This window comes from Pseudaquabacterium pictum (assembly GCF_005403045.1).
In the GTDB taxonomy this organism is placed as follows: domain Bacteria; phylum Pseudomonadota; class Gammaproteobacteria; order Burkholderiales; family Burkholderiaceae_C; genus Pseudaquabacterium; species Pseudaquabacterium pictum.
In genome coordinates, this window is sequence record NZ_BJCL01000001.1 from 713,645 (window position 1) to 739,833 (window position 26,189).

A 26,189-nucleotide genomic window follows, 5' to 3' on the forward strand; every position below is an offset into this window, starting at 1 on the left:
GCCTGCCCCCGTGTACGACGACAAGAAGACCGGCTTCCTGTTCGTGCTGCCCTTCGTGCTGGGGGTGCTGCTGTTCAAGCTGTTCCCGTTCATCACCAGCCTGGCGCTGAGCTTCACCCAGTTCGACATCATCGACCCGCCGGTCTGGGTGGGGCTGCAGAACTACCGCGAGCTGTTCGGCGACGACCCGCTGTTCCGCCAGAGCCTGGGCGTGACGCTGTGGTTCGCGGTGCTGGCGGTGCCGCTGCGGGTGGGCTTTGCGCTGTTCGTGGCCCATGTGCTGAACTACAAGCTGCGCGGTATCAACTTCTTCCGCGCCGCGTTCTACCTGCCGTCCATCCTGGGCGGCAGCATCGCGGTGGCGGTGCTGTGGCGCTTCATCTTCAGCAAGTACGGCCTGGTCAACCTGGTGCTGGTCAAGCTGGGCTTCGAGCCGGTGGCCTGGCTGGCCGACGAGCGCTACTCGATGTGGACCATCGTGCTGCTGTTCACCTGGCAATTCGGCTCGGCCTGCGTGATCTTCCTGGCCGCGCTGCAGAACGTGCCGCAGAGCCTGTACGAGGCGGCCGAGTGCGACGGCGCCAGCCGCTGGCAGCAGTTCTGGCGCATCACCGTGCCGCTGATCACGCCGGTGATCTTCTTCAACCTGATCATGCAGATGGTGCACGCGTTCCAGGAGTTCAACGGCCCGTACATGATCACCGAGGGCGGCCCGCTGTCGAGCACCTATGTGCTGGCGCTCTACATCTACGACCAGAGCTTCCGCTTCTTCAACCTGGGCTACGGCGCGGCGCTGAGCTGGGTGCTGCTGGCCCTGGTGGCGGGGCTGAGCGCGATCAGCTTCTGGAGCAGCAAATACTGGGTGTTCTACGCCGGTGAGAAGGACGCGGGCAAGCGATGAGCAGCGCCTTGTCGGACCACGCCAGCCGCACCCAGACGCTGGTGCGCACCACGCTGCTGCTGGCCGTGGCGCTGGTGATGCTGTACCCGCTGATCTGGCTGGTCGGCGCGTCGTTCAAGACCAATGCGCAGATCTTCACCGAGATCGGGCCCATCCCCGACCGGCTGGACTTCAGCGCCTATGCCAAGGGCTGGAAGACCAGCACCGAGTACACCTTCGCCACCTACTTCCTCAACAGCTTCCTGATCACCATCCCGCGCATCGCGGTCACCGTGGTGTCCTGCGTGCTGGTGGCCTATGCCTTCGCCCGCTTCGAGTTCTGGGGCCGCAAGCTCCTGTTCGGCATCATGGTCGGCACGATGATGCTGCCGCTGATCGTGCTGCGGCTGCCGCAGTACCTGATGTTCAAGGAACTGGGCTGGCTGGACACCTACCTGCCGCTGATCGTGCCCAGCGCCTTCGCCACCGACACCTTCTTCGTCTTCATGCTGGTGCAGTTCCTGCGCGGCATCCCGCGCGACATGGAGGAGGCCGCGGTGATCGACGGCTGCAACGCGCTGCAGCTGCTGTGGCACATCATCGTGCCGCTGCTCAAGCCGGCCATCGTGTCGGTGGTCGTCTTCCAGTTCATCTGGACGATGAACGACTTCATGGGGCCGCTGGTCTACCTGGCCTCGGTGGAGAAGTACCCGGTCTCGCTGGCGCTGAAGATGAGCATCGGCGCCACCGAGGAAGTGGAGTGGGCCAACGTGATCGCCATCTCGGTGGTGGCCCTGATCCCCAGCGTGGTGGTGTTCTTCCTCGCGCAACGGCATTTCATCGAGGGCGCTTCCTCGTCTGGCATCAAGGGATGACATGGCTGCACTGAGCCTGCGCAAGATCGAGAAGACCTACCCCAACGGCTTCAAGGCCGTGCATGGCGTCGACCTGGAGGTGCGCGACGGCGAGTTCATGGTCTTCGTCGGCCCCAGCGGCTGCGCCAAGAGCACGCTGCTGCGCATGATCGCCGGGCTGGAGCGCATCACCGGCGGTGACCTGCACATCGGCGGCCAGCGGGTGAATGACCTGCCGCCCAAGCAGCGCGGCATCGCGATGGTGTTCCAAAACTACGCCCTCTACCCGCACATGAAGGTGGCCGAGAACCTGTCCTTCGGCCTGAAGCTGGCCGGCACGCCCAAGGCCGAGGTGCAGCAGCGGGTGCAGGAGGCCGCCCGCCTGCTGGAGATGGAGCACCTGCTCGACCGCTACCCCAAGCAGCTGTCCGGCGGCCAGGCCCAGCGCGTGGCGGTGGGGCGGGCCATCGTCAAGAAGCCGGGGGTGTTCCTGTTCGACGAGCCGCTGTCCAACCTGGATGCCAAGCTGCGCGCCAGCATGCGGGTGCGGCTGACCGACCTGCACCGCACGCTGCGCGAGCAGGGCCGTGGCGCCACCGCGGTCTATGTCACCCATGACCAGGTCGAGGCCATGACCATGGGCGAGCGCATCTGTGTGCTCAAGGATGGCGTCATCCAGCAGGTCGACACGCCCACGGCGCTGTACGACCGGCCGGCCAATGCCTTCGTGGCCGGCTTCATCGGCAGCCCCGAGATGAACATCCATGCCGCCGACGTGAGCGGCCAGGGCGACGTGATCGGCGTGCGCCTGCGCCCGACCGATGGCGAGCTGCCCGGCCCCTGGCTGCCGCTGCCCGATGCCACCGCCGCCGCCCTGCCCGAGCGGGCCGGTGCGCCGCAGACGGTGCGCTTCGGCCTGCGGCCCGAGCACATCGGCCTGCGCGCCCGTGCCGATGGCCGCTCCTTCGCGGTGGCGGCGCGCCTGCGCTCGGTCGAGCACATGGGCAACGAGGTGTTCGTGCACCTGCTGCTGGGCAGCCTGCCGGTGACCGCCCGCGTGCCGGCCGAAGACCTGCCGCTGCTCGGCAGCGCCGAGCGCGGCGCGGCCTGCACCGCGCACCTGCAGATGACCGCCTGCCACCTGTTCGACGCCGACAGCGGCGTGCGCCTGTGCTGAAGCGGCGGGCGCTGCTGGCGGCCGCGGCCGGCGCCCCGGTGGCGCTGCAGGCCCCCTGGGTGCATGCCCAGCCGCAGCGGGTGCTGCGCATGGCCTGGTGGGGCGGCGCCGGCCGCCATGCCGCCACGCTGAAGGCACTGGCCCTGTTCGAGCAGCGCCACCCGGGCGTGCGCATCAAGGCCGAGTACATGGGCTTCAACGGCTACCTGGAGCGGCTGACCGCGCAGGTGGCCGGCGGCTCCGAGCCCGACGTGATGCAGATCAACTGGGCGTGGCTGGCGATGTTCAGCAAGCGCGGCAACGGCTTCACCGATCTGGATGCGCATGCCGCGCGCCTGCCGCTGGACCAGTTCGCACCGGCTGACCTGCAGCTGGGCCGGGTGGCCGGCAAGCTCAATGCGCTGCCGGTGTCGTACACGGCGCGGGTGCTGCTGTGGAACCAGCACACCTTCGCCCGCGCAGGCCTGCCCCTGCCCGCCGGCTGGGACGAGCTGTTTGCCGCCGGCGAACGCCTGCGCGCAGCACTGGGCCCGCAGCACTATCCGCTGGACGGCGAGCTCTACGACATGATGCTGCTGGCCCAGGCCTGGGTGCAGCAACGCCACGGCATGGCCTATGTGCATCCCACCGAGGCGCGCGTGGGCATGACACCGGCGGCCGCGCAGGACTGGGTGCGCATCTACCGCCAACTGATCGACCGCCAGGTGGCCACGCCGCTGCCGCTGCGCGCCAGCCTGGGCGGCGCCGAGAAGCCCACCGAGCAGCAGGCCGACTGGACCACCGGCCGCTGGGCCGGCAACTACGCCTGGGATTCGGTGATCGCGCTGCGCAGCTCCACCCTGCCCAAGGACCAGCCGCTGGCGCTGGGCCGCTTTCCGCGGATGGCCGGCGCGCTGGACAGCGGCATGTTCGGCCGCCCGTCGCTGATGTACGCGGTGGGCCGCAACTGCCGCGAGCCCGACCTGGCGGCCGCGCTGATCGGCCACCTGCTGGCCGATCCCGAGGCGGCCAGGCTGCTGGGCCGCACCCGCGGCGTGCCGGCGGCGCGCGGGCCGTTCCAGGCGCTGGTGGCCGGCGGCCAGCTGCCACCGCTGGAGCTGGCCGCGCATGAACAGATCCAGCAGCAGCGCCGCAGCGCCGAAGGCATCGGCCTGCCCAACCCGTTGTTCGAGCATGCCCGGCTGCACCGGCTGATGCGCGAGGTCTTCGAGACCGTGGCCTACGGCAAGGCCAGCGATGCCGACGCTGCGCGCCGCCTGGTCGACGAAGGCAACGCCATGCTGCGCCGCATCCGCTGACCCCTCACCATGCCCAAGCACACCCTGCGCGCGCTGTCGCCGCTCCACTTCACTGACCCCGACACCGGCGCCCGCGTCACCCGGTTGACGCCGCCCGACGTGACCTGCCACCGCAACTATTTCTACCAGAAGTGCTTCACCCGCGATGGCAGCAAGCTGCTGTTCGGTGGAGGCTTCGACCACCCGCAGCACTGGCACTACCACCTGCTGGACCTGCGCACCGGCCAGGCCCTGCAGCTGACCGAGGGCGAGGGCGAGAACACCTTCGGCGGCTTCCTGTCGCCCGACGACACCCAGCTCTACTTCGTGCGCGCCGAGCGCACCCTGGTGCGGCTGGCGCTGGACACGCTGGCCGAGCAGGTGGTCTACACCGTGCCGCCCGGCTGGGTGGGCTACGGCACCTGGGTGGCCAACAGCGCCTGCACCCGCATGGTGGGCATCGAGATCGCCGAGGCCGACTGGTTCGAACTGGACACCTGGGAGAAGTTCGCGCAGCTGTTCGATGCCCGGCCGCGTTGCCGGCTGATCGACATCGACCTGGCCACCGGCGCGCGCCGGGTGATCCTGGAGCGCCAGGGCTGGCTCGGCCACCCGCAGTTCCGCCCCTTCGACGACCGCACCGTGGCCTACTGCCATGAAGGCCCGGGCGACCGCATCGACGCCCGCATCTGGTTCATCGACGACGACGGCGCCCACCGCCGCTGCGGCAAGGTGCATGCGCCCGGCGAGCACTGCACCCATGAGTTCTGGGTGCCCGACGGCTCGGCCATGGTCTACGTCAGCCTGCAGCATGACCAGCCCGGCAGCCCGCGGCGCATCTGCCGGCTCGACCCGGTGACGTTGCAGTCCACCCTGCTGACGACGATGCCGCCCTGCTCGCACCTGATGAGCAACCACGACGGCACGCTGCTGACCGGCGACGGCCACCAGGGCGATCCTTACCTGCACCTGTTCGATCTGCGGCCCGGCGCCGTGCAGCCGCAGCGGCGCATCACCCGGCACGACAGCAGCTGGCGGGTGCACAAGGGCAACCGCCAGGTCACGCATCCGCATCCCTCGTTCACGCCCGACGACCGCGCGGTGCTGTTCTCCAGCGACCGCGACGGCGAGCCGGCGCTGTACCTGGCCGAGCTGCCGGCATGAACTGCAGGTGGCGGCCCGGCGGCGTGGCCTCGGCAGCGCTGGCCGCCCTGCTGCTGGCAGGCTGCGCCGGGCCGGGGCCCACGCCCGCCGACGCGGGGCGTCCGCAGCTCGATGCGGCCACGGCCGCCCGCCACACCGCCGCGGCCTACCTGGCGCAGGGCGTGTCGCCCTGGCAGCCGGAAGACGTCGATGCCGATGCCCTGACCGCCGACTTCACCGTGGCCGCCGATGGCAGCGGCAGCCACCGCAGCGTGCAGGCCGCGGTCGATGCGGTGCCCGCCGCCGCAGCTGCGACCCCGGGCCGGCGCTGGGTGATCCGCATCCGCCCCGGCGTCTACCGCGGGCCGCTGTGCGTGCGCGACAAGCCGCCGCTGGCCCTGGTGGGTGCGGCCGGCGGCCGCGATGGCGTGGTGCTGGTCGACCAGCGCCATGCCGGCCTGGCCAAGCCCGCCGGCACGCCCGCCCAGCCCTGCCAGCCCAACCTGCAGGCCGAGCGGCATGGCACCTCGGGCAGCGCCACCGCGGTGATCGCCAGCCCCGATGTGCTGCTGGCCCACCTGACCATCGCCAACGACGCCACTGGCGCCTTCAGCCGCCCCACGCCGCTGCCCGCCGCCGCGCAGGGCGAGGGCGCGCAGGCAGTGGCGCTGATGACGCTGGCCGACCGGGTGCAGCTGGACAACCTGCGCCTGGTCTCGCACCAGGACACCCTCTACGTGCGCCGCCCCGCCCCGAGTGCGCCGGCGCGGGTGTTCATGCGCGCCAGCCTGGTCGAGGGCGATGTCGACTTCGTCTTCGGCAACGCCACACTGGTGGTCGACGACAGCACCCTGCTCAGCCGGGCCGACCGCCTGCGCTCGCGCAGCGGCGGCGGGGGCCACGTGCTGGCGCCCAGCACGCCGGCCGCGCAGCCGCTGGGCTTTCTGGTGCAGCGCAGCCGTTTCATCGCCGAGCCCGGCCTGGCCGACGCCAGCACCAGCCTGGGCCGGGCCTGGGACGAAGGCGTCGTACCGGGCACCTGGCAGGCCGGCGTGTCGCCCAACGGCCAGGCCCTGGTGCGCGACAGCGCGCTGGGCCCGCACCTCGGCGGCTGGGCCGCGTCCACCGCGCGGCGGCCGTTCACGCCGTCGGCCGACACGGCCGCCAACGCCAACCGCTTTGCCGAGTTCCACAACCAGCCCGCGCCGGCCGACGCGGCCCGCGAGACCGCGCCTCACGGCTGGGCCACCGCTGGCGGCGGCACCCGCGGCGGCGCCGATGCCGCGCCAGGCGATGTGCACACCGTGCGCAACCGCGCCGAGCTGCTGGCCGCGCTGCGCCCGCACCCGCGGCCGCGCATCGTGCAGGTGCAGGGCCGCATCGACCTGGCCACCAACGCCGCCGGCCGGCCGCTGGGCGCGGCCGACTTCCAGGCGCCGGGCTTCTCCTGGCCGGCGTTCGCCGCGGCCTACGACCCGGCCACCTGGGGCCGCCGGCCACCCGCCGGCCCGCTGGAAGACGGCCGCCGCGCCTCGGCCGCGGCCCAGGCAGCGCATGTCATCGTGCGCGTGCCCTCGCGCACCACGCTGATCGGCCTGGGCGCCGATGCCACGCTCAGCGGCGGCGGCCTGCTGCTCGATGGCGTGCGCGACGTGATCGTGCGCAACCTGCACCTGCAGCAGGCGTTCGACCACTTTCCCGCCTGGGATCCGGTCGACAACGGCCACGGCGAATGGAACGCCGAACACGACCTGCTGGCCCTGCGCCGCGCCAGTCAGGTGTGGATCGACCACTGCACGTTCGACCGGCTGGCGCCCGGCACGCCGGCGCCGGCCGTGCTGCTGGGCCGGACGATGCAGCACACCGACGGCCTGCTCGACATCACCCGAGGCGCGACCCATGTCACCGTCAGCTGGAGCCTGCTGCGCGGCGGCGACAAGACCGCGCTGATCGGCGGCAGCGACCGCCACACCGACGATGCCGGCCGGCTGCAGATCAGCTTCCACCACAACCTCTGGCAGGCCAGCCGCGAGCGCGCACCCCGGGTGCGTTTCGGCCAGGTGCACTTGGCCAACAACCTGTACCTGGTGCCCGACGCATCGGCCTTCGGCTACAGCATCGGCCTGGGTCACCAGGCCTCGGTGCTGAGCCGGCACAACGCCTGGCAGGCCACCGGCGGCGTGGCACCGCCACGCCTGGTGCGGCGGCTGGGCACGGCCCGCGCATTCGACGACCAGGGCTCGGCGCTGAACGGCCAGCCACTGACCCGGGCCGCGCTGCTGGCCGATGTGGCCGAGGCCGCCACACTGGCGGCCACCGTCGACTGGCAGCCGCCGGCGCCGCCACCGCTGGACGCCGCCGCCGAGGTGCCCGCCCGTGTGCGCGCCCTGGCCGGCGCCGGCCGGCTGGTCGCGCTGCCGCTGGAGGCACGATGATCCCCACCTTTCCCACACGCGCCTGAGAGACCACCGATGACCGACCCCGCCCTGCCCACGCAGATCCGCTTCAACCGCCTGCTGCTGACCGGCGCCGCCGGCAACCTGGGCCAGCAGCTGCGCCCGCGCCTGAAGCGCTGGTGCAGCACGCTGCGCCTGTCCGACCGCGCCGACCTGGGCGCGGCCGCCGACGACGAGGAACTGGTCCCCGCCGATCTGGCCGATGCCGCCGCGGTGCATGCGCTGCTGGAGGGCGTGGACGCGGTGGTGCACATGGGCGGCGTGTCCACCGAGCAGGCCTGGGGCGCGATCCTCGACGCCAACATCCGCGGCCTGGTGCACCTGTACGAGGCGGCGCGCGCCCACGGCACCCGGCGCATCGTCTTTGCCAGCTCCAACCATGTCACCGGCTTCTACCGGCAGGACCAGGTGGTCAGCCCGCGCGATCCGGTGCGCCCGGACGGCCTGTACGGCCTGAGCAAGGCCTTCGGCGAAAACCTGGCCCAGCTCTACTGGGACCGCTTCGGCATCGAGACGGTGAGCCTGCGCATCGGCTCGTCGTTCCCCGCGCCGCGGGACCGGCGCATGCTGGCCACCTGGCTCAGCTACGACGACGCCGAGCGGTTGGTGGCCGCCGCACTGACCGCGCCGGTGGTCGGCCACAGCATCGTCTACGGCATGAGCGACAACCCGCTGACCTGGTGGGACAACACGCCGGCGCGCCACATCGGCTTCCGGCCGCAGGACAGTTCGGAGCCCTTCCGCGCCGCGATCGAGCAGCGCCAGGCGCCGCTGGACCGCAACGACCCTGCCACCCACCACCAGGGTGGTGCCTTCGTGCGCACCGGGCCGTTCTTCGAATGAGTGCCGCGCTGCCCGAGCTGCTGTGCGATGTCCGCTGCCAGGTCGGCGAGAGCCCGCTCTGGGATCCGGCGGCGCAGTGGCTGTACTGGGTCGACATCGAGGGCCGCGCGGTGCACCGGGTCGACGCCGCTGGCCGCCACCGCCAGTGGCCGGTGGCCGAGCGCATCGGCGCCATCGCGCTGCAGGCCGGCGGCGGCCTGCTGGCGGCGATGGAGACGGGACTGTTCCTGCTGCAGCTGCAGGACGACGGCACCGTCGGCAGCCGGCTGTGGCAACCGGTGGCCTTCCCGCTGCCGGCCATGCGCTTCAACGACGGCCGCACCGACCGCCAGGGCCGCTTCTGGGTGTCGAGCATGGTGCGCGACATGGCCGCCGCCAACCCCGCCGGCGCGCTGTACCGTGCCGATGCCGGCGGGCTGGCGCCCAGCAGCATCGACGGCCTGCGCACCGGCAACGGCCTGGGCTTCAGCCCCGACGGCCGGGTGATGTACCTGAGCGATTCCCACCCCACGGTGCGCCAGGTCTGGGCCTTCGACCTGGGTGACGACGGCGTACCACGCCACCGCCGCGGCTTCATCGACATGCGCCAGCACCCGGGCCGGCCCGACGGCGCGGCGGTGGACGCCGACGGTGGCTACTGGATCTGCGCCAACGACGCCGGCCTGGTGCTGCGCTTCACGCCCAACGGCCGGCTCGACCGGCAGCTGGCCGTGCCGGCAGCCAAGGTGGCGATGTGCGCCTTCTTCGGCCCGCGGCTGGACCGGATGGTGGTCACCACCATCCGCCCGGCGGCGCCGATCGACGGCTGGGACCCCGCGCTGGCCGGTGCGGTCTTCGTGCTCGACCCGGGCTGCGTGGGCCTGGCCGACACGCCGTTCACCGCCGGCGGCTGATCGCCCCGGTGGCAGGGTGCGGGACGGCGCATGGCTACACTGCGCCGCGGTGGCCAGCCGGCCGCCTGCCAACCCAGAGAACCGGAGGCACGATGGACTGGAACGCCGCCACGGCATGGTGGGTGACCGCGGGCGTGCTGGTGGCCGCCGAGCTGGCCACCGGCACCTTCTACCTGCTGATGCTGGCCCTGGGCGCCGCCGCCGGTGCCGTGGCAGCCCATGCCGGCGTGCCGCTGACCTGGCAGATCGCCACCGCAGCGGTGGTGGGCGCCGCCGCGGTGGTGGTGTGGCACCTGCACCGCAGCCGCCAGCCAGCCGCCGAGCCGGCCAGCACCAACCGCGACGTCAACCTCGATGTGGGCGGCACGGTGCAGGTGCCGGCCTGGGGCGCCGACGGCCTGGCCCGCATCCCCTACCGCGGCAGCCACTGGGAGGCCCGCCATGTCGGCAGCGGCCCCCTGCTGCCCGGCCTGCATGTGATCCGCGCGGTGGACGGCAACTGCCTGCTGCTCGAACGCGCCCCCCACTGAACCCCTGAAGGCTCCGCCATGGAAACCGTCGCCATCCTGCTGGTCATCACCATCATCTTCATCGCCCGGTCGCTGAAGGTGGTGCCGCAGCAGAATGCCTGGGTGGTGGAACGCCTGGGCAAGTACCACGCCACCCTCACCCCGGGCCTGAACCTGCTGGTGCCCTTCATCGACCGGGTGGCTTACAAGCACTCGCTCAAGGAGATCCCGCTGGACGTGCCCAGCCAGGTCTGCATCACCAAGGACAACACCCAGCTCACGGTGGACGGCATCCTGTACTTCCAGGTGACCGACCCGATGCGCGCCAGCTACGGCAGCAGCGACTACATCATCGCGATCACCCAGCTGGCACAGACCACGCTGCGCAGCGTGATCGGCCGCATGGAGCTGGACAAGACCTTCGAGGAGCGTGACCAGATCAACGGCTCGGTGGTGCTGTCGCTGGACGAGGCGGCGCTGAACTGGGGCGTGAAGGTGCTGCGCTACGAGATCAAGGACCTGACGCCGCCGGCCGAGATCCTGCGCAGCATGCAGGCGCAGATCACTGCCGAGCGCGAGAAGCGCGCGCTGATCGCCGCCAGCGAGGGCCGGCGCCAGGAGCAGATCAACATCGCCACCGGCGAGCGCGAGGCCAGCATCGCCCGCAGCGAGGGCGAGAAGCAGGCCGACATCAACAAGGCGCAAGGCGAGGCCGCCGCGATCACCGCGCTGGCCGAGGCCTCGGCCGATGCCATCCGCCGCATTGCCGCGGCCATCGAGGCGCCCGGCGGCGCCCAGGCGGTGCAACTGCAGGTGGCCGAGAAGGCGATCGGCGCCTATGCCAACCTGGCCAAGTCCAACAACACCATGATCGTGCCCGGCAACATGACCGAGGTGTCGGGCCTGATCGCCACCGCGATGGCGGTGATGAAGGGCACGCCCAAGGCCTGACGCGCCGTCAGCGGGCCCGGCGCTGGGGCTGCACGCCGGCCACGGCCAGCAGCGATTCCACGCAGTCGCGCAGCGACACGTCCCAGGGCCGGAACTCCACGCCCAGCAGCGCGCGGATGCGCTCGTTGCGCAGGTCGCAGCCGTCCCAGATCGCGCGCATCTCGGCCTCGCGGGCGCGGATGCGCTCGCCCTGCGCGTCCACCACCGGCCCCGGCACATGGCCCAGTTCGGGCAGCAGGCGGCCGATGTCGGTGTTGATGTCTTCCACCCGGCGCGTCTCGGTGGACCAGGCGATGTAGCGCTCGCCGTTCTTCACCGCAGCGCTTTCCAGCAAGCCGATGTGGCAGGCCGCATCGTCGCGCACGTCCACCGGCATCCAGGGGCGGTAGACGGGGGTCTGCACGCAATCTCCGCGCAGCATGCCGGCGATCAGCTTCTGCCACGGCCCCATGTCCTGCTGGTGGGCCGACAGGATGGGGCCGACGTTGTCGCCCGGACAGCAGGCCACCGATGTCCAGCCGCCATGGCGGGCCGCGGCGGCGGCAAACAGCCGCTCGGCCAGCACCTTGCCCATCGAATAGCCCTGCCCACGCTCGGGGCTGCGCTTGGGGTTGGTCTCGTCGGGCCAGCGGTCTTCGTTGCAGACCGGGCGGCGCACCAGTTCCTGCAGGTCCATCTCGGAGATCACCGCGGCGATGCTGGAGGTGACCACCACCCGGGTGACGCTGCCGGAAGCCTCGATGCTGGCGATGATGTGCTCGCAGGTGCGGCGGATGCGGTCCTGGTCGTCGTAAGTGGCCAGGTGCGACAGGTGGGCCACGCCATGGCAGCCGCGGAAGATGCTGTCGTAGCAGCCGGGCTGGTCCAGGTCGGCCGCATGCAGCGTCAGGCGGCCGCTGGCAAAGCCCGGCATGGCCCGCAAGAAACCGGTGCGGGCCAGGTCAGCCGGGTCACGCACGCAGGCGCGCACCCGGTGGCCACGGTCCAGCAACTGGCGCACCACCCAGCCGCCGATGAAGCCGGCGGCGCCGGTGACGGCGATGACCGCACCGCGGCGGGGGACTGGGGACATGGCAAACACCTCGTGCACGCGGCCCCGGGCGGCGCCCGGCCTGAGCCTGCGGCGCCGACGCTAGCACCGGGATTCCGGCGGCGGAGTCGGCCGGGTGACAGCCCGCAGGCCGCCCGGCGCGCCACATTGGCCCCGCCACACCCCGCACCGCCTGCCCGGTGCGCCCGTCCACGAGGAGACCCCATGTCCACCCACGCCCCTGCCAACGCCACCCAGCGCCTCGATGTCGAGGGCGCCATCGGCATCGTCACCGTCGCCTATCCGCCGGTCAACGCGCTGTCGCGCAGCATGCGCCAGGCCATCATCGATGGCATCGCGGCCGCCCAGGCCCACCCGGATGTGCAGGCGATCGTCTTCATCTGCGACGGCCGCACCTTCCTGGCCGGTGCCGACATCACCGAGTTCGGCAAGCCGCCGCAGGCGCCGTCGCTGTACGAGGCACAAGACCTGATCGAGAACAGCACCAAGCCTGTCATCGCGGCGATCCACGGCACCTCGCTGGGCGGCGGGCTGGAGGTGGCGCTGTGCTGCCACTACCGCGTGGCCGTGCCCAGCGCCAAGTGCGGCCTGCCCGAGGTGCACCTGGGCCTGCTGCCCGGCGCTGGCGGCACACAGCGGCTGCCGCGCATCGTGGGCGCCGCCAAGGCGCTGGACTACATCACCGCCGGCACCCACATCCCGGCGTCCGAATGCCTGGCCTCCGGCCTGGTGGACGCGGTGGTGCCCGAAGGTGAGCTGCGCGCCGGCGCCGTCGCCTTCGCCCGCCAGGTGCTGGCCGAAGGCCGGCCACTGCGCAAGGTGCGCGACAGCGACGACAAGGTGCTGCCCTTCCGCGGCAAGCCCGAGCTGTTTGCCGACTTCCGCCAGGCCAACGCCAAGCGCTTCCGCGGCTTCCTGGCGCCCGAATACAACATCCGCTGCATCGAAGCAGCGGTGAACCTGCCGTTCGACGAAGGCAAGGCGGTCGAGCGCAAGCTGTTCCTGGAACTGGTGGGCGGCATCCAGAGCCAGGCCCAGCGCTACGCCTTCTTCGCCGAGCGCGCCGCCGCCAAGATCCCCGACGTGCCCGACGACACGCCGACGGTGAAGGTGGCCAGCGTCGGCATCATCGGCGCCGGCACCATGGGCGGCGGCATCGCCATGTGCTTTGCCAACGCCGGCATCCCGGTGACCATCGTCGAGACCGCCCCCGCCGCGCTGGACAAGGGCCTGGCCGTGGTGCGCAGGAATTACGAGAACACCGCCAAGAAGGGCAAGCTCACCGCCGAGCAGGTCGAGAAGCGCATGGGCCTGCTGACCGGCAGCGTCGACATGAACAGCCTGGCCGGCTGCGACCTGGTGATCGAGGCGGTGTTCGAGAACATGGCGATCAAGAAGGAGATCTTCGCCAAGCTGGATGCCATCTGCAAACCCGGCGCGGTGCTGGCCACCAACACCTCGGCGCTGGACGTCAACGAGATCGCCACCGCCGCCGCCAGCCGGCCCGAGGCGGTGGTCGGCATGCACTTCTTCAGCCCCGCCAATGTGATGAAGCTGCTGGAGGTGGTGCGCGGCGCCAAGACCAGCCACACCGCGCTGGCCACCGCCATGCAGATCGGCAAGAAGATCGGCAAGGTGGCGGTGGTCTCGGGCGTGTGCCCGGGCTTCATCGGCAACCGCATGCTGCGCGCCCGCGGCGAGCAGGCCCAAGCCATGCTGATGGAAGGTGCGATGCCCTGGGACATCGACCGCGTGCTGTACGACTTCGGCATGCCGATGGGTCCGTTCGCGATGAGCGACCTGGCCGGCCTCGACATCGGCTGGAGCAAGGAGACGAGCAAGAGCAGCACGGTGCGCGAGGTGCTGTGCGAGATGGACCGCCGCGGCCAGAAGACCGGCGCCGGTTACTACGACTACGACGACAAGCGCAACGCCAAGCCCAGCGAGGTGACCCGCCAGATCGTGCGCGACTTCATGGCCAAGGCCGGCCAGACCACCCGCCCGATCAGCGACGACGAGATCCTCGAGCGCACCGTCTACGCGATGGTCAACGAGGCCGCCAAGATCCTGGAGGAAGGCATCGCGCTGCGGGCATCCGACATCGACACCGTCTACATCAACGGCTATGGCTGGCCGGTGTACCGCGGCGGCCCGATGTTCTACGCCGACACCGTGGGCCCGGCCACGGTGGTGGACAAGCTCCAGGCCTACGGCGAACGCATGGGCGCGGGCTTCAGCATCTCGCCGCTGCTGCTGAAACTGGCGGCCGAGGGCCGGTTCTTCACCCGCTGAACCTTGCCAAAAGCAACCGCACGGCCAGCGGGCCGGCGGCGCCCGGGCATGATCCGGGGTTTGCCACACAAGGAACCCTGGCCATGTCCCGCGATGCCGCCCTGAACGTGCTGGGCACTCCCCTGGTGCCCTGCAGCTACGACCCGCTGACCGGCTGGTACCGCGACGGCTGCTGCCACACCGACGCGCAGGACCATGGCAGCCATGTGATCTGCGCCCGGGTGACGGTGGCCTTCCTGAACCAGCAGTTCGAGCGTGGCAACGATCTGATCACCCCGCGGCCGGACTACCGCTTCAAGGGGTTGAAGGCCGGTGACCGCTGGTGCGTGTGTGCCCTGCGCTGGAAGGAGGCCTACCTGGCCGGCTGCGCGCCGCCGGTGGTGCTGGACAGCACCCACGCCCGTGCGACGGATTTCGTGCCGCTGGACTGGTTGCGCGAGAAGGCGCTGGATGCCGTCGGCTAGAATCTGAGGCTTGCCGCGGAGAGATGGATGAGCGGTTTAAGTCGCACGCCTGGAAAGCGTGTGGGGGTTAACAGCCCCCCGCGGGTTCGAATCCCGCTCTCTCCGCCACCGCCCCCAAGTCAAAGCCCCGCATGCCGGGGCTTTGTCGTTGTGCGGCACCGGATTCAAGCGCCGCCGGCCCGGCGCCAGAATGGCGCGATGCCCGCGCACCACTACCTCGCCCCCGCCGACGCGCCCGATCGCGCCGCCATCGACACCACCCCCGGCCTGCTGCTGCTGGAGTTCGGCACCGGCTGGTGCGGCCATTGCCGTGCCGCCCGGCCGGCCGTGGCCGAGGCGCTGGCTGCCCATCCCGGCGTGCGCCACGTGCAGGTGGAAGACGGCCCGGGCCGCGCCCTGGGCCGCAGCTTCGGCGTGACGCTGTGGCCCACCCTGGTCTTCCTGCAGGACGGGCAGGAGCGCCAGCGCCTGGTGCGTCCGCGGGAGGTGGCCCCGGTCGCCGCCGCGCTGCAGGCCCTCACCGGCCAGTGACGCCAGCACCGAGGACCCGCCGCATGCCCGACACCGCCCACACCTTGGATGCCCTGCTGGCCGGCCCGCTGGCCCGCCAGCCCGATGCCACCGCCATCACCACGGTCGACCCCGAGACCGGTGCCGAACAGGCGCTCAGCCGGCGCCAGTTCGACACCCTGGTCGGACGCGCGGCCGTCTGGCTGCAGGACCAGGGCGTGGCCCAGGGCGACACCGTGGCGCTGTGGCTGGTCAACCGGCTGGACTGGCTGGTGCTGCACCTGGCCCTGGCCCGGCTGGGCGCGGCGGTGCTGACGGTCAACACCCGCTACCGCGGCGCCGAGGTGTCGCACCTGCTGGCGCAGGCGCGGCCCCGCCTGCTGGTGCTGCAGCAGCATTTCCGCCGCATCGACTTCGGCGCGGTGCTGCAGGAGATCGACCCCGCCAGCGCCGCCAGCCTGCAACAGGTGGTGGTGGTGGACGCCGGCGCCGAAGGCGCTGCCGGTGCGCGCCAGTTGCCGGCCACGCTGCTCGGCCGGCCCACCTGGCGCTTCGACCTGGCCAGCCTGCCGGCGGGCCGCTGCCTGGCGATGGCCGACAGCCAGGCCGCGCCGGACGACCCCGCCATCCTGTTCACCACTTCGGGCACCACCAGCGGCCCGAAGCTGGTGGTGCACACCCAGCGCACCGTCAGCCTGCATGTGCAGCATGTCGCCCATGCGATGGGCTACCACGCCGACGGCGTGCGCCTGCTCGCCGCACTGCCCTTCGGCGGCACCTTCGGCTACGTGTCGATGCTGGCGGCGCTGGCCGCCGGCAAGCCGGTGGTGGCGCCACACACCTTCGACGCGGTGGAAGCCGCGCGCCTGCTGGTGGCCCACCGCATCACCCACTGCTTCGGCAGCGACGAGATGTTCGAGGCCCTGCTCGCCCAGGCGCCCGATGCCCGGGCCGTGCCGGCCTACCCGCATCTGCGGCTATGCGGCTTTGCGGCCTTCCGCGCCGGGGCGGCAGCGGTGGCGGCGGACTGCATTGCCCGCGGCATGCCGCTGGCCGGGCTGTACGGCTCCAGCGAGGTGCATGCGCTGTTCGCCATCCAGGGCCTGGACCGCCCGCTGGCCGAGCGGCTGGAGGGTGGCGGCATGCCGGTCAACCCCGATGCGGCCATCCGGGTGCGCGATGCCGAGTCGGGTGCCCTGCTGCCGCCCGGCGCCACCGGGCTGCTGGAGTTCCGCGCACCCAGCAACTTCAGCGGCTACCTGGCCAACCCCGAGGCCACCGCCCGTGCCATCGATGCCGAGGGCTGGTTCAGCAGCGGCGACATCGGCCAGCTGCGCGCCGACGGCAGCTTCGTCTACCTGACGCGTGCGGGCGACGCGATCCGACTGGGCGGCTACCTCACCGCGCCGGCCGAGATCGAGGAAGTGCTGACCGCCCAGCCCGGCGTGGCAGCGGCCCAGGTGGTGGCAGTGGATCTGGACGGCAAGGCCCGGGCGGTGGCCTTTGCCATCGCCGCGCCGGGTGCAGCGCCCGACAGCGCCGCGCTACTGCAGGCGGTGCGCGACAGGCTGGCCGCCTACAAGGTGCCGGCGCGCCTGTGGTGGGTGGAGGCCTTTCCGGTGGTGCACAGCGCCAACGGCACCAAGATCCAGCGCACCCGGCTGCGCGACATGGCGCAGGCCCGGCTGGCGGCCGAGTAGCCCCGGGCGTTCGGTGGTGAACAGACGCCGCGTGGCCGCACCGTCAGGCTGATCGCGGTCAAGCTGGCACCCGGCCAGAGGGCGCACAGTTCCCTCGGAGGGCCAGCAGATGAACATCCAGGTTGCGGAATTGAACGGCAGCAGGCGCGGCAGCACAGACGAGACCACCACGGTCGCGGGCCCGGACGGCATCGGGTTCCTGCAGCACCCGACGCGGCACCTCTTCTTCACCGGCAAGGGCGGCGTGGGCAAGACATCGCTGTCGGCCGCCGCGTCGCTGGCGCTGGCCGACGCCGGCCGGCGGGTACTGCTGGTCAGCACCGATGCCGCATCCAACCTCGACGAGATGCTCGGCATCACGCTGCGCAACACGCCGGTGCCGGTGCCCGGCGCGCCGGGCCTGTCGGTGCTGAACATCGATCCCGACAACGCCGCAGCCGCCTACCGCCAGCGGGTGCTGGCGCAGATGGGGCCGCAGGCCAGCGAGGAGGAACTGTCCACGGTGCGGGAGCAACTCTCCGGCGCCTGCACGACCGAGATCGCGTCCTTCGACGAGTTCTCGTCGCTGCTCGCCGACGCGTCAGCGGCCTGGGACCACATCGTCTTCGACACCGCCCCCACCGGGCACACCTTGCGCCTGCTGAGCCTGCCCAAGGCCTGGTCGGGCTTCCTGGACGGCAACGACCGCGGCGCCTCCTGCCTCGGGCCGCACTCGGGCCTGAAGATGCAGGAAGCCCGGTTCCAGGCCGCGTTGGCCGCCCTGGGTGACCCGGCCCGGACCACCGTGGTGCTGGTGACCCGGCCCGACCGCGGCGCCATCGCCGAGGCGGCCCGCACCTCGGTCGAGCTGCAGGCCCTGGGCCTGGGCAACCAGCGCCTGGCGATCAACGGCGTCTTCCACGCCAGCGACCGCAGCGACGCGGTGGCCAGCGCCATCGAGGACCTGGGCCAGCAGGCCCTGGACAGCATGCCCGCAGCGCTGCGCGCCCTGCCTCAGGACCAGGTGCTGCTGCGTGGCTTCGATACCGTCGGCCTGCCGGCGCTGCGGGCCCTGCTGGACCCGCGCGCCACGCCACCCGCCGCGCCAGCCGTGCTGCCGGCGGCAGCCTCCGATGCCCTCCCGGGCCTGGACGCGCTGGCCGACGACCTGGCTGCCGCCGGCCACGGGCTGGTCATGGTGATGGGCAAAGGCGGCGTGGGCAAGACCACCATCGCAGCGGCCCTGGCCATCGGGCTGGTGCAGCGCGGCAAGACGGTGCACCTGAGCACCACCGACCCCGCAGCCCACCTCGCTGGCACGCTGAACGGCGACCTGCCGGGCCTGCGGGTGAGCCGCATCGACCCGAAGGTCGAGACCCAGCGCTACATCGAAAAGATCCTCGCCGCGAAGTCGCCCCAGCTCGACGCGCAGGCGCAGGCGCTGCTGCTGGAAGACCTGCAATCGCCGTGCACCGAGGAGGTGGCGGTGTTCCACGCCTTCTCGCACATCGTCGGCGAGGGCCGCAGCGCCTTCGTCGTGCTGGACACCGCACCCACCGGCCACTCGATGCTGCTGATGGACGCGACCGGCGCGTACCACCGGCAGATGACGCGCGCCTTCGAGGGCCATGGCGCGGGGCGCGTGATCACGCCGCTGATGCGGCTGCAGGATGCGGCCTACACGAAGATCATCCTGGTCACGCTGCCGGAGGTGACGCCGGTGTCGCAGGCCGCCGCCCTGCAGGACGACCTGCGCCGCGCCCGCATCGAACCCCATGCCTGGGTGCTGAACAAGAGCGTGCTGGCGGCCGGCACGCACGATCCCCTGCTGCAGGCCCGGCTGGCGGGCGAGCGCCGGCAGATCACGCGCCTGACCGCCGGCCTGGCCCGGCGGCTCTACGCGCTGCCCTGGCTGGCCACGCCACCGGTCGGGCTGGATGCCTTGGCGGCGCTGGCGCGCGCGCCCATCGAGGGCACGGCATCGGCATGATGCTGCAGGAGGTGGCGCACCGGTGCGCTGCGGGCATGGCGTTATATCGCGCAGAATACAGCGCCAGCACGCCCTGCCGACCGCCACCCCATGCCCACCCGACGCCAGCCACCCCGCCTCACCGGCCGCCTGGAGATCAGCACCGCGCTGGGCAACTTCCTGGGTGACACCCGTGTGCGCCTGCTCGAGGCGATCGGCCAGCACGGCTCGATCTCGCAGGCGGCCAGGCATGTGCCGCTGTCCTACAAGGCCGCCTGGGATGCGGTGGATGCGATGAACAACCTGGCCGACCAGCCGCTGGTGGCCCGCACCACCGGCGGCCGCGCCGGCGGCGGCACGGTGCTGACCGAGCATGGCCGCCGGGTGGTGGCCATGTACCGCGCGGTGGAGGCCGAGCACCAGCAGTCGCTGGACCGCCTGGCCGGCCAGCTGGCCGACGCGCCCGGCGGCGATGTGCCGGCCTTCCAGCGCCTGCTGCGGCGCATGGCGGTGCGCACCAGCGCGCGCAACCAGTTCGCCGGCACGGTGCGCAGCCTGCGCGGCGGCCCGGTGGACGTGGAAGTGCTGGTGCGGCTGGACGACACGCTCGAGCTGGCCGCGGTGGTCACCCACACGGCGGCCGAGGCCTTGGGCCTGGCCGTCGGCAGCGAGGTGCTGGTGCTGGTGCAAGCCTCGGCACTGCTGCTGCTGACCGATCCCGCGCTGCGCATCAGCGCGCGCAACCAGCTGTGGGGCACGGTCAGCCGCATCGTCACCGGGCCGGTGAATGCCGAGATCACGCTCGACCTGGGCGCCGGCCGCAGCGCCACCGCGGTGGTCACGCAGGAGTCGGTGGCCAGCCTGGGCCTGGCAGAGGGCGTGCGCGCCTGCGCCGCGTTCAAGGTGTCGAGCGTGATCCTGGCGGTGATCGATTGACGCCCGCCCGCCGCGCCCTGCCAGGAGCCTGCATGCCGGCCATGCCGCACCTGTGGCGCACGTCGGTCCTGGCCATCGCCTGCCTGCTGGCCACAGACAGCGCCCATGCCGGTGACGTGACGGTGGCCGTGGCCGCCAACTTCGCCGGGCCGATGGCCCGCATCGCCGAAGGCTTCACCGCCGCCACCGGCCACACCGTCAAGACCTCGGCCGGGCCCACCGGCAAGTTCTACAGCCAGATCCTCCAGGGCGCGCCGTTCGAGGTGCTGGTCGCCGCGGACGACGAGACGCCGAAGAAGCTGATCGCCGAAGGCCATGCGGTGGCCGGCAGCAGCTTCACCTATGCCATCGGCGTGCTGGTGCTGTGGAGCGCCCGGCCCGGCGTCGTGGATGACCAGGGCGCGGTGCTGGCCAGCGGCAGGTTCAACAAGCTGGCGGTGGCCAACCCCAAGCTGGCGCCCTACGGCGCGGCCGCGCTGCAGGTGATCCAGGCCCGCGGCCTGGGTGATGCGATCACGCCGAAGCTGGTGACGGGCGAGAGCATTGCCCAGACCTACCAGTTCGTGTTCACCGGCAATGCCGACCTGGGCTTCGTGGCGCTGTCGCAGGTGGTGGTGCCCGGCAAGCCGGTCACCGGCTCGTTCTGGCGCGTGCCGTCCAGCCTGCACAGCGAGATCCGCCAGGATGCGGTGCTGCTGAAGGCAGGCGCCAGCAACCCCGCCGCCAAGGCGCTGCTGGCCTATCTGCAGTCGCCAGCGGCCAAGGCGGTGATCCAGTCCCACGGCTACGGCGGCTGACCCGGGCATGGACGCCGCCACCTGGACCGTCGTGCGCCTCACCGCCCAGCTGGCGGGGCTGACCACCGTGCTGCTGCTGCTGATCGGCACGCCGCTGGCCTGGTGGCTGGCACGCACCCGCTCGCCGGCCAAGCCGCTGCTGGCGGCGCTGGTGACCATGCCGCTGGTGCTGCCGCCGTCGGTGATCGGCTTCTACCTGCTGCTGATGATGGGGCCGAACGGGCCAGTGGGCCAGTTCACCGAGTGGCTGGGCCTGGGCCGGCTGCCGTTCACCTTCGGCGGCCTGGTGGTGGCCTCCGTCATCGCGTCGATGCCCTTCGTGGTGCAGCCGCTGCAGCAGGCCTTCGAGGCCATCCCCGAGCGCACGCTGGAAGCCGCCGCCACGCTGCGCGCCGGCCCGCTGGACCGCTTCTTCACCGTGGCCGTGCCACTGGCGCGGCCGGGCTTCGTCACCGCGAGCGTGCTGGGCTTCGCCCACACCGTGGGCGAGTTCGGCGTGGTGCTCATGATCGGCGGCAACATCCCCGGGCAGACGCGGGTGCTGTCGGTGGCGCTGTTCGAGCATGTGGAGGCGGCCGAGTTCGCCGCCGCCCACCGCCTGGCCGGCGGCATGGTGGTGTTCGCGCTGCTGGTGCTGGTGACGCTGTACCTGGCCAACCGCCCGCCTCGGGATGACCGCGCCGACCCGGGGGGCGCCCGGTGATCGCGTCCCGGTTGCAGCTCGCCCGGCGCAGCTTCACGCTCGATGTCGACCTGCAGCTGCCAGGTCAGGGTGTCACCGCGCTGTTCGGCCCGTCGGGCTGCGGCAAGACCACGCTGCTGCGCGCGCTGGCCGGTCTGGAACGCGCTGCCGGCCGGGTGGCGTTGGGCGACGCCGTATGGCAGGACGATGCCCAGCGCCGCTTCGTGCCGCCGCACCAGCGGCCGCTGGGCTACGTGATCCAGGAGGCGGCGCTGTTTCCGCATCTCAGCGTGCAGGCCAACCTGGACTACGGCCGCCAACGCGCCGGCAGCGCCGCCCGGGCGTTTGCGCTGGATGCGGTGGTGGCGCTGCTGGGCATCGGCGCCCTGATGGACCGGCGGCCGGCCACGCTGTCAGGCGGCGAGCGCCAGCGCGTGGCCATCGCCCGGGCCCTGGCCACCGCACCGCGCCTGCTGCTGATGGACGAGCCGCTGGCCGCGCTGGACGCGCCGCGCAAGGCCGAGATCCTGCCCTATCTGGAGCGGCTGCACCGCGAACTGGCCCTGCCCATCGTCTACGTGACCCATGCGATGGACGAGGTGGCCCGCCTGGCCGACCACCTGGTGCTGCTGGAGGCCGGCCGCGTGCGCGCCGCCGGCCCGCTGGCCGAACTGCTGGCCAGGCCCGATCTGCCGCTGGCCCGGCAGGACGAGGCCGGCGTGGTGCTCAGCGCCCGCGTCGACCAGCATGACCCTGCCTATGGCCTGACCCGGGTGGCCTTCGACGGCGGCACGCTGTGGGTGGGCGAAACCGCCGCCGCGCCAGGCGAGGCGGTGCGGGCCCGGGTGCTGGCCCGCGATGTGAGCGTGGCGCGCCAGCGGCCGCAGGACACCAGCGTGCTCAATGTGCTGCCGGTGGTGCTGGACAGCGTGCAGGCCGACCGCAGCACCGCCCTGCTGCGCCTGCGCCTGGGCGGACCTGGAGGCGATCCGGTGTGGCTGCTGGCCCGCATCACCCGCCGCAGCGCCGACGCCCTGGCGCTGCAGCCCGGCGATGCGCTGTTCGCCCAGATCAAGGGCGTGGCGCTGATGTGACGGCGGCCGGTCAGGCGCCGGGCTGCCGCGCAGCCCGGCAGGCCGCCAGGAAGTCCTGCAGGATCGGCCCGCCGTCCAGCTGCTGCGCATCCAGCTGGCGCAGCGCCAAGAATTCCGGATGCCACTGCATGCCGAACACGTACGACGGCCCGTCCCAGCGAATGGCCTCGACCTGGCCATCGGGCGCCTGCGCCTCCACCACCATGCCGCGGCCCAGGGCCTTCACCGCCTGGTGGTGGATGGAGTTGATGGCCGCCTCGGCACGGCCCGGATACAGCGCGGCCAGCCGGCTGCCCGGCAGCAACCGCACCGGGTGCAGCAGCCGGTCGTAGCGGCTGCTGCAGACATGTTCCAGCGCCTGCGGCTGCTGGCTGGGGATGTCCTGCCACAGCGTGCCGCCAAAGGCCACGTTCAGCAGCTGGCAGCCACGGCAGATGCCCAGCACCGGCTTGCCGGCCTGCACGAAGCGCTGCACCAGGTCCAGCTCGTAGCGGTCGCGCACCGCATCGCCGGCCCAGTCAGGGTGCAGCGCTGTCTCGCCGTAGGTGGTCGGCGCCAGGTCGGCACCGCCCTGCAGCACCAGGCCGTCCAGCGCATCGGCGTAGCCGTGCAGGCTGAGGTCGCTGCGCTGCACGATGCTGTCGCGGTCCACCGCCGGGATCATCACCGCCAGCACCTGGGGCGACATCAGCCAGTGCGCCACCGATTGCTCCAGGTAGTGCAACGTGCGGGTCCACACGCCGCCCAGGTCCAGCACCGGGCTGGCCGGGTGGTAGATGCGGGCCGAGACGCCGATCAGCAGCGGGCGGGCCGTGCTGCCGGCCAGGGTGGCCGGGCTCACGCCACCAGGCCGCGCGGCGCTGCGGCGCGGGCGGCACGGGCCTGGGTGTACAGCGCCAGGTAGGCCTGGGCCGGGCCGGCCCAGGACAGCTCCTGTGCCATGCCGCGCCGCATCACCGTCTGCCAGGCCGCAACATCGCGCCGCAAGGCCTGGGCCCTGCGCACCGCGGCTTCGAAGGCGCCCGGCGTGGCCGCGTCGAAGACAAAGCCGGTGCGGTGCGCGGCATCGCCGTCGCTCACCGTGTCGGCCAGGCCGCCCACCCGCCGCACCACCGGCGGCGTGCCGTAGCGCAGGCCGTACAGCTGGGTCAGCCCGCAGGGTTCGAAGCGCGAGGGCACGGCGATCACGTCGGCGCCGGCCACCATCGCGTGGGCACGCTGCTCGTCGTAGCCGATGCGCACCGCCACCCGGCCCGGGTGGGCCTGCGCCGCCATCTGGAAGGCCACCTCCAGAGCCGGCTCGCCGGTGCCCTGCACCGCGAACTGCACGCCGTCGGCCACCAGCGCCGGCAGCGCCGCCAGCACCAGGTCCAGGCCCTTCTGGGCGGTGAGCCGGCTCACCACCGTCAGCAGCAGGGCATCGGGGTCGGCCTCCAGCCCCAGCGCAGCCTGCAGCGCCTGGCGGCAGGCCCACTTGCCGGACAGGCGGTCGGCGTCGTAGCGCTGGGCGATGGCCGGGTCGGCCGCCGGGCTCCACACCGCCTCGTCGATGCCGTTGAGGATGCCGCTCACATCGCTGCCACGGCCGCGGATCACGCCGTCCAGGCCGCAGCCGAACTCATGGGTGGCGATCTCGCGGGCATAGCTGGGGCTGACGGTCGTCACCTTGTCGGCGAACTTCAGCCCCGCCTTCATGAACGACAGCTGGCCGTGGTACTCCAGCCCGGCCGGCGACATGAAGCGCGAGCTCATGCCCAGCAGCGCCCAGTCATGGTGGGGAAACAGGCCCTGGAAGGCCAGGTTGTGCACGGTGTAGACCGAGGCGGCCTGCGTGGCCGGATGGTCGGCGATGTAGGCGCAGGCCATCGCGGCGTGCCAGTCATGCGCGTGCACGACATCGGGCACCCAGGCCGGGTCGGCATCGTCGGCGGCCAGGTGGGCAGCCACCCAGCCCAGCAGGGCGAAGCGGCGCAGGTTGTCGGGCCATTCCTGGCCGTCGGCCGCCTGGTAGGGGCCGCCGGGGCGGCGGTAGAGGTGGGGCGCGTCGACCACATAGACCGGCAGCTGGGTGCCCGGCATGCGGCCCAGCAGCAGCCGCACCCGCAGCGCGCCGAAGCAGCTGCCGATGTCGACCACGGTGCGGGCCGACTGCACCGCATCCAGGATCGCCGGCAGCCCCGGCAGCAGCAGCCGCACATCGGCGCCCGCCTCGGCCAGCGCGGGCGGCAGCGCCGCCGTCACATCGGCCAACCCACCCGTCTTGACCAGCGGATAGACCTCCGCCGCCACATGCAAAACCTTCATGCAAATCCGATCAGACCGTGCCGAGTTCGATCGCCCGCAGCATGCTGCGTGTCACCAGGGTCACGCCCTGCTCGCTGCGGTGGAAGCGCCGTGCGTCCTCGGCCGGGTCTTCGCCGATCACCATGCCGTCGGGGATGTGGCAGCCGCGGTCGACCACCACCTTGGTCAGCCGCGCCCCGCGGCCCACCTGCACCTCGGGCAGCAGCACGCTCCAGTTCACCGTGGCAAAGCTGTGCACGCGCACGCTGGAGAACAGCACCGAGCGGAACACCGCACCCGAGACGATGCAGCCGCCCGAGACCATCGATTCCACTGCGTTGCCGCGCCGGTCGGGCTGGTTGTGCACGAACTTGGCTGGCGGCAGCTGCGGCTGGTAGGTCCAGATCGGCCAGCGGGTGTCGTAGAGGTTCAGCTCGGGGTCGGTGGCCGTCAGGTCGATGTTGGCGTCCCAGTAGGCGTCGATCGTGCCCACGTCGCGCCAGTACGGCAGTGATCCTGGCTTGGTGCCCACGCAGCTCAGGTCGAAAGGATGCGCCACCGCCTTGCCGCTGCGCACCGCCGCCGGGATGATGTCCTTGCCGAAATCATGCGTGCTGTTCGGGTCGGCCAGGTCGCGCTCCAGCTCGCGGTACAGGTAGCGGGCATTGAAGATGTAGATGCCCATGCTGGCCAGGCTCTTGTCGGGCTTGCCTGGCATGGCCGGCGGCTCGGGCGGCTTCTCGACGAACTCCAGGATCTTGCGGCGTTCGTCGATGGCCATCACGCCGAAGGCATGGGCCTCGTCGCGCGGCACCTCGATGCAGCCCACGGTGCAGTCATGCCCCTGGGCCACATGGTCGGCCAGCATCAGCGCGTAGTTCATCTTGTAGATGTGGTCGCCGGCCAGCACCACGATGTAGTCGGCGCCGTAGGCCGCCAGGATGTCCTGGTTCTGGTAGACCGCATCGGCGGTGCCGCGGTACCAGCTCTCCTCGTCCACCCGCTGCTGGGCCGGCAGCAGGTCGACGAACTCGTTCATCTCGGTCTTCAGGAAGGCCCAGCCGCGCTGCAGGTGGCGCAGCAGGCTGTGGCTCTTGTACTGGGTGATGACGCCGATGCGGCGGATGCCGGAGTTCAGGCAGTTGCTGAGCGCGAAGTCGACGATGCGGAACTTGCCGCCGAAGTACACCGCCGGCTTGGCCCGGCTGTCGGTCAGCTGCTTGAGCCGGCTGCCGCGGCCGCCCGCCAGCACGAGGGCGACCGTGCGCTTGGGCAGGTCGAAGTTGGACGCGAGATCACTGTTGGCCATGTCGGTTCGTCTCCTGCAGCCACTGTCGCACTGCCAGCCCCGTTTGCCAGCAACAACGTGGTTACAAGATGGATGGTGCCATGCCTCGCGGGCGATTTCGCCCGGGCAAGGCATGAATAATGCTGCCAGCCTGCAGGGGC

The 26,189-nt window shown here is 71.8% G+C and carries 23 protein-coding genes and 1 tRNA gene; 20 read left to right on the plus strand and 4 right to left on the minus strand.

Going from position 1 to position 26,189, the window contains the following annotated elements; translation table 11 throughout:
- Positions 1-10: 10 nt before the first annotated feature.
- The 10 genes from FFT10_RS03230 to FFT10_RS03275 all read left to right on the plus strand — a co-directional run bounded on the left by FFT10_RS03230 (position 11) and on the right by FFT10_RS03275 (position 10,983).
- Complete coding sequence (locus FFT10_RS03230) at positions 11-901, plus strand: carbohydrate ABC transporter permease (protein ID WP_162520682.1); 891 nt, start codon at positions 11-13, stop codon at positions 899-901.
- A complete protein-coding gene (locus FFT10_RS03235; RefSeq protein WP_137731303.1) occupies positions 898-1,755 on the plus strand; it encodes a carbohydrate ABC transporter permease in 858 nt (285 codons plus the stop codon). Before FFT10_RS03230 ends, FFT10_RS03235 begins: the two co-directional genes overlap by 4 nt.
- 1 nt (position 1,756) lies before the next feature.
- On the plus strand, positions 1,757-2,911 hold the full coding sequence (locus FFT10_RS03240; protein WP_137731304.1) for an ABC transporter ATP-binding protein: 1,155 nt from the start codon (positions 1,757-1,759) through the stop codon (positions 2,909-2,911).
- Positions 2,905-4,209, plus strand: coding sequence for an ABC transporter substrate-binding protein (locus FFT10_RS03245; RefSeq protein ID WP_137731305.1), 1,305 nt, complete (start codon positions 2,905-2,907; stop codon positions 4,207-4,209). The genes FFT10_RS03240 and FFT10_RS03245 overlap by 7 nt, the downstream gene beginning before the upstream one ends.
- 9 nt (positions 4,210-4,218) lie before the next feature.
- Positions 4,219-5,352, plus strand: a complete 1,134-nt coding sequence (locus tag FFT10_RS03250; RefSeq protein WP_137731306.1) for an oligogalacturonate lyase family protein — start codon at positions 4,219-4,221, stop codon at positions 5,350-5,352.
- The gene (locus FFT10_RS03255; protein WP_137731307.1) at positions 5,349-7,766 is read left to right on the plus strand and encodes a pectinesterase family protein; all 2,418 of its coding nucleotides are present in this window, start codon (positions 5,349-5,351) and stop codon (positions 7,764-7,766) included. The genes FFT10_RS03250 and FFT10_RS03255 overlap by 4 nt, the downstream gene beginning before the upstream one ends.
- A 36-nt stretch (positions 7,767-7,802) precedes the next feature.
- Positions 7,803-8,630: an NAD-dependent epimerase/dehydratase family protein gene (locus FFT10_RS03260; RefSeq protein WP_137731308.1), complete on the plus strand. Its 828-nt coding sequence runs from the start codon at positions 7,803-7,805 to the stop codon at positions 8,628-8,630.
- Positions 8,627-9,523 (plus strand): SMP-30/gluconolactonase/LRE family protein, encoded by an 897-nt coding sequence (locus FFT10_RS03265; RefSeq protein ID WP_137731309.1) that lies wholly within the window; start codon positions 8,627-8,629, stop codon positions 9,521-9,523. Before FFT10_RS03260 ends, FFT10_RS03265 begins: the two co-directional genes overlap by 4 nt.
- A 92-nt stretch (positions 9,524-9,615) precedes the next feature.
- On the plus strand, positions 9,616-10,053 hold the full coding sequence (locus FFT10_RS03270; protein ID WP_137731310.1) for an NfeD family protein: 438 nt from the start codon (positions 9,616-9,618) through the stop codon (positions 10,051-10,053).
- Between the two features lie 18 nt (positions 10,054-10,071).
- Positions 10,072-10,983 carry an SPFH domain-containing protein gene (locus tag FFT10_RS03275; protein ID WP_137731311.1) on the plus strand — a complete coding sequence of 304 codons (912 nt, stop codon included), beginning with the start codon at positions 10,072-10,074 and terminating at the stop codon, positions 10,981-10,983.
- Positions 10,984-10,990: 7 nt separating this feature from the next.
- Here the strand turns inward: FFT10_RS03275 and FFT10_RS03280 are convergent, their stop codons facing one another.
- Positions 10,991-12,055: an NAD-dependent epimerase/dehydratase family protein gene (locus tag FFT10_RS03280; RefSeq protein WP_137731312.1), complete on the minus strand. Its 1,065-nt coding sequence runs from the start codon at positions 12,053-12,055 to the stop codon at positions 10,991-10,993.
- Between the two features lie 183 nt (positions 12,056-12,238).
- On the opposite strand from FFT10_RS03280, the gene FFT10_RS03285 reads away from it, so the two are divergent.
- The 10 genes from FFT10_RS03285 to modC all read left to right on the plus strand — a co-directional run bounded on the left by FFT10_RS03285 (position 12,239) and on the right by modC (position 22,457).
- Complete coding sequence (locus tag FFT10_RS03285; RefSeq protein ID WP_137731313.1) at positions 12,239-14,326, plus strand: 3-hydroxyacyl-CoA dehydrogenase NAD-binding domain-containing protein; 2,088 nt, start codon at positions 12,239-12,241, stop codon at positions 14,324-14,326.
- An 83-nt stretch (positions 14,327-14,409) separates the two neighbouring features.
- A complete protein-coding gene (locus FFT10_RS03290; protein WP_137731314.1) occupies positions 14,410-14,790 on the plus strand; it encodes a DUF2237 family protein in 381 nt (126 codons plus the stop codon).
- A gap of 17 nt (positions 14,791-14,807) precedes the next feature.
- A tRNA-Ser gene (locus tag FFT10_RS03295) sits at positions 14,808-14,898 on the plus strand.
- A 90-nt stretch (positions 14,899-14,988) separates the two neighbouring features.
- Positions 14,989-15,321, plus strand: coding sequence for a thioredoxin family protein (locus FFT10_RS03300; RefSeq protein ID WP_137731315.1), 333 nt, complete (start codon positions 14,989-14,991; stop codon positions 15,319-15,321).
- Positions 15,322-15,344: 23 nt separating this feature from the next.
- Positions 15,345-17,000, plus strand: a complete 1,656-nt coding sequence (locus FFT10_RS03305) for an AMP-binding protein (RefSeq protein WP_137731316.1) — start codon at positions 15,345-15,347, stop codon at positions 16,998-17,000.
- A 109-nt stretch (positions 17,001-17,109) separates the two neighbouring features.
- The gene (arsA, locus tag FFT10_RS03310; RefSeq protein WP_137731317.1) at positions 17,110-18,969 is read left to right on the plus strand and encodes an arsenical pump-driving ATPase; all 1,860 of its coding nucleotides are present in this window, start codon (positions 17,110-17,112) and stop codon (positions 18,967-18,969) included.
- Positions 18,970-19,059: 90 nt separating this feature from the next.
- Entirely contained in the window at positions 19,060-19,884 is an 825-nt protein-coding gene (locus FFT10_RS03315) for a TOBE domain-containing protein (RefSeq protein ID WP_137731318.1), read from the plus strand.
- Between the two features lie 41 nt (positions 19,885-19,925).
- Positions 19,926-20,681 carry a molybdate ABC transporter substrate-binding protein gene (modA, locus tag FFT10_RS03320; RefSeq protein WP_137731496.1) on the plus strand — a complete coding sequence of 252 codons (756 nt, stop codon included), beginning with the start codon at positions 19,926-19,928 and terminating at the stop codon, positions 20,679-20,681.
- 7 nt (positions 20,682-20,688) lie between these two features.
- Positions 20,689-21,384: a molybdate ABC transporter permease subunit gene (gene modB, locus FFT10_RS03325; protein WP_137731319.1), complete on the plus strand. Its 696-nt coding sequence runs from the start codon at positions 20,689-20,691 to the stop codon at positions 21,382-21,384.
- Complete coding sequence (gene modC / locus FFT10_RS03330; RefSeq protein ID WP_137731320.1) at positions 21,381-22,457, plus strand: molybdenum ABC transporter ATP-binding protein; 1,077 nt, start codon at positions 21,381-21,383, stop codon at positions 22,455-22,457. The genes modB and modC overlap by 4 nt, the downstream gene beginning before the upstream one ends.
- A 10-nt stretch (positions 22,458-22,467) precedes the next feature.
- Here modC and FFT10_RS03335 read toward each other — a convergent pair whose 3' ends face one another.
- From FFT10_RS03335 to glgC, 3 genes are read right to left on the minus strand one after another with little or no spacing between them, the layout of a single operon-like run.
- On the minus strand, positions 22,468-23,298 hold the full coding sequence (locus tag FFT10_RS03335) for a gamma-glutamyl-gamma-aminobutyrate hydrolase family protein (protein ID WP_228026928.1): 831 nt from the start codon (positions 23,296-23,298) through the stop codon (positions 22,468-22,470).
- A complete protein-coding gene (gene glgA / locus FFT10_RS03340; RefSeq protein ID WP_137731321.1) occupies positions 23,295-24,761 on the minus strand; it encodes a glycogen synthase GlgA in 1,467 nt (488 codons plus the stop codon). The genes FFT10_RS03335 and glgA overlap by 4 nt, the downstream gene beginning before the upstream one ends.
- A 10-nt stretch (positions 24,762-24,771) precedes the next feature.
- Complete coding sequence (gene glgC, locus FFT10_RS03345) at positions 24,772-26,049, minus strand: glucose-1-phosphate adenylyltransferase (protein ID WP_137731322.1); 1,278 nt, start codon at positions 26,047-26,049, stop codon at positions 24,772-24,774.
- Positions 26,050-26,189: the final 140 nt, after the last annotated feature.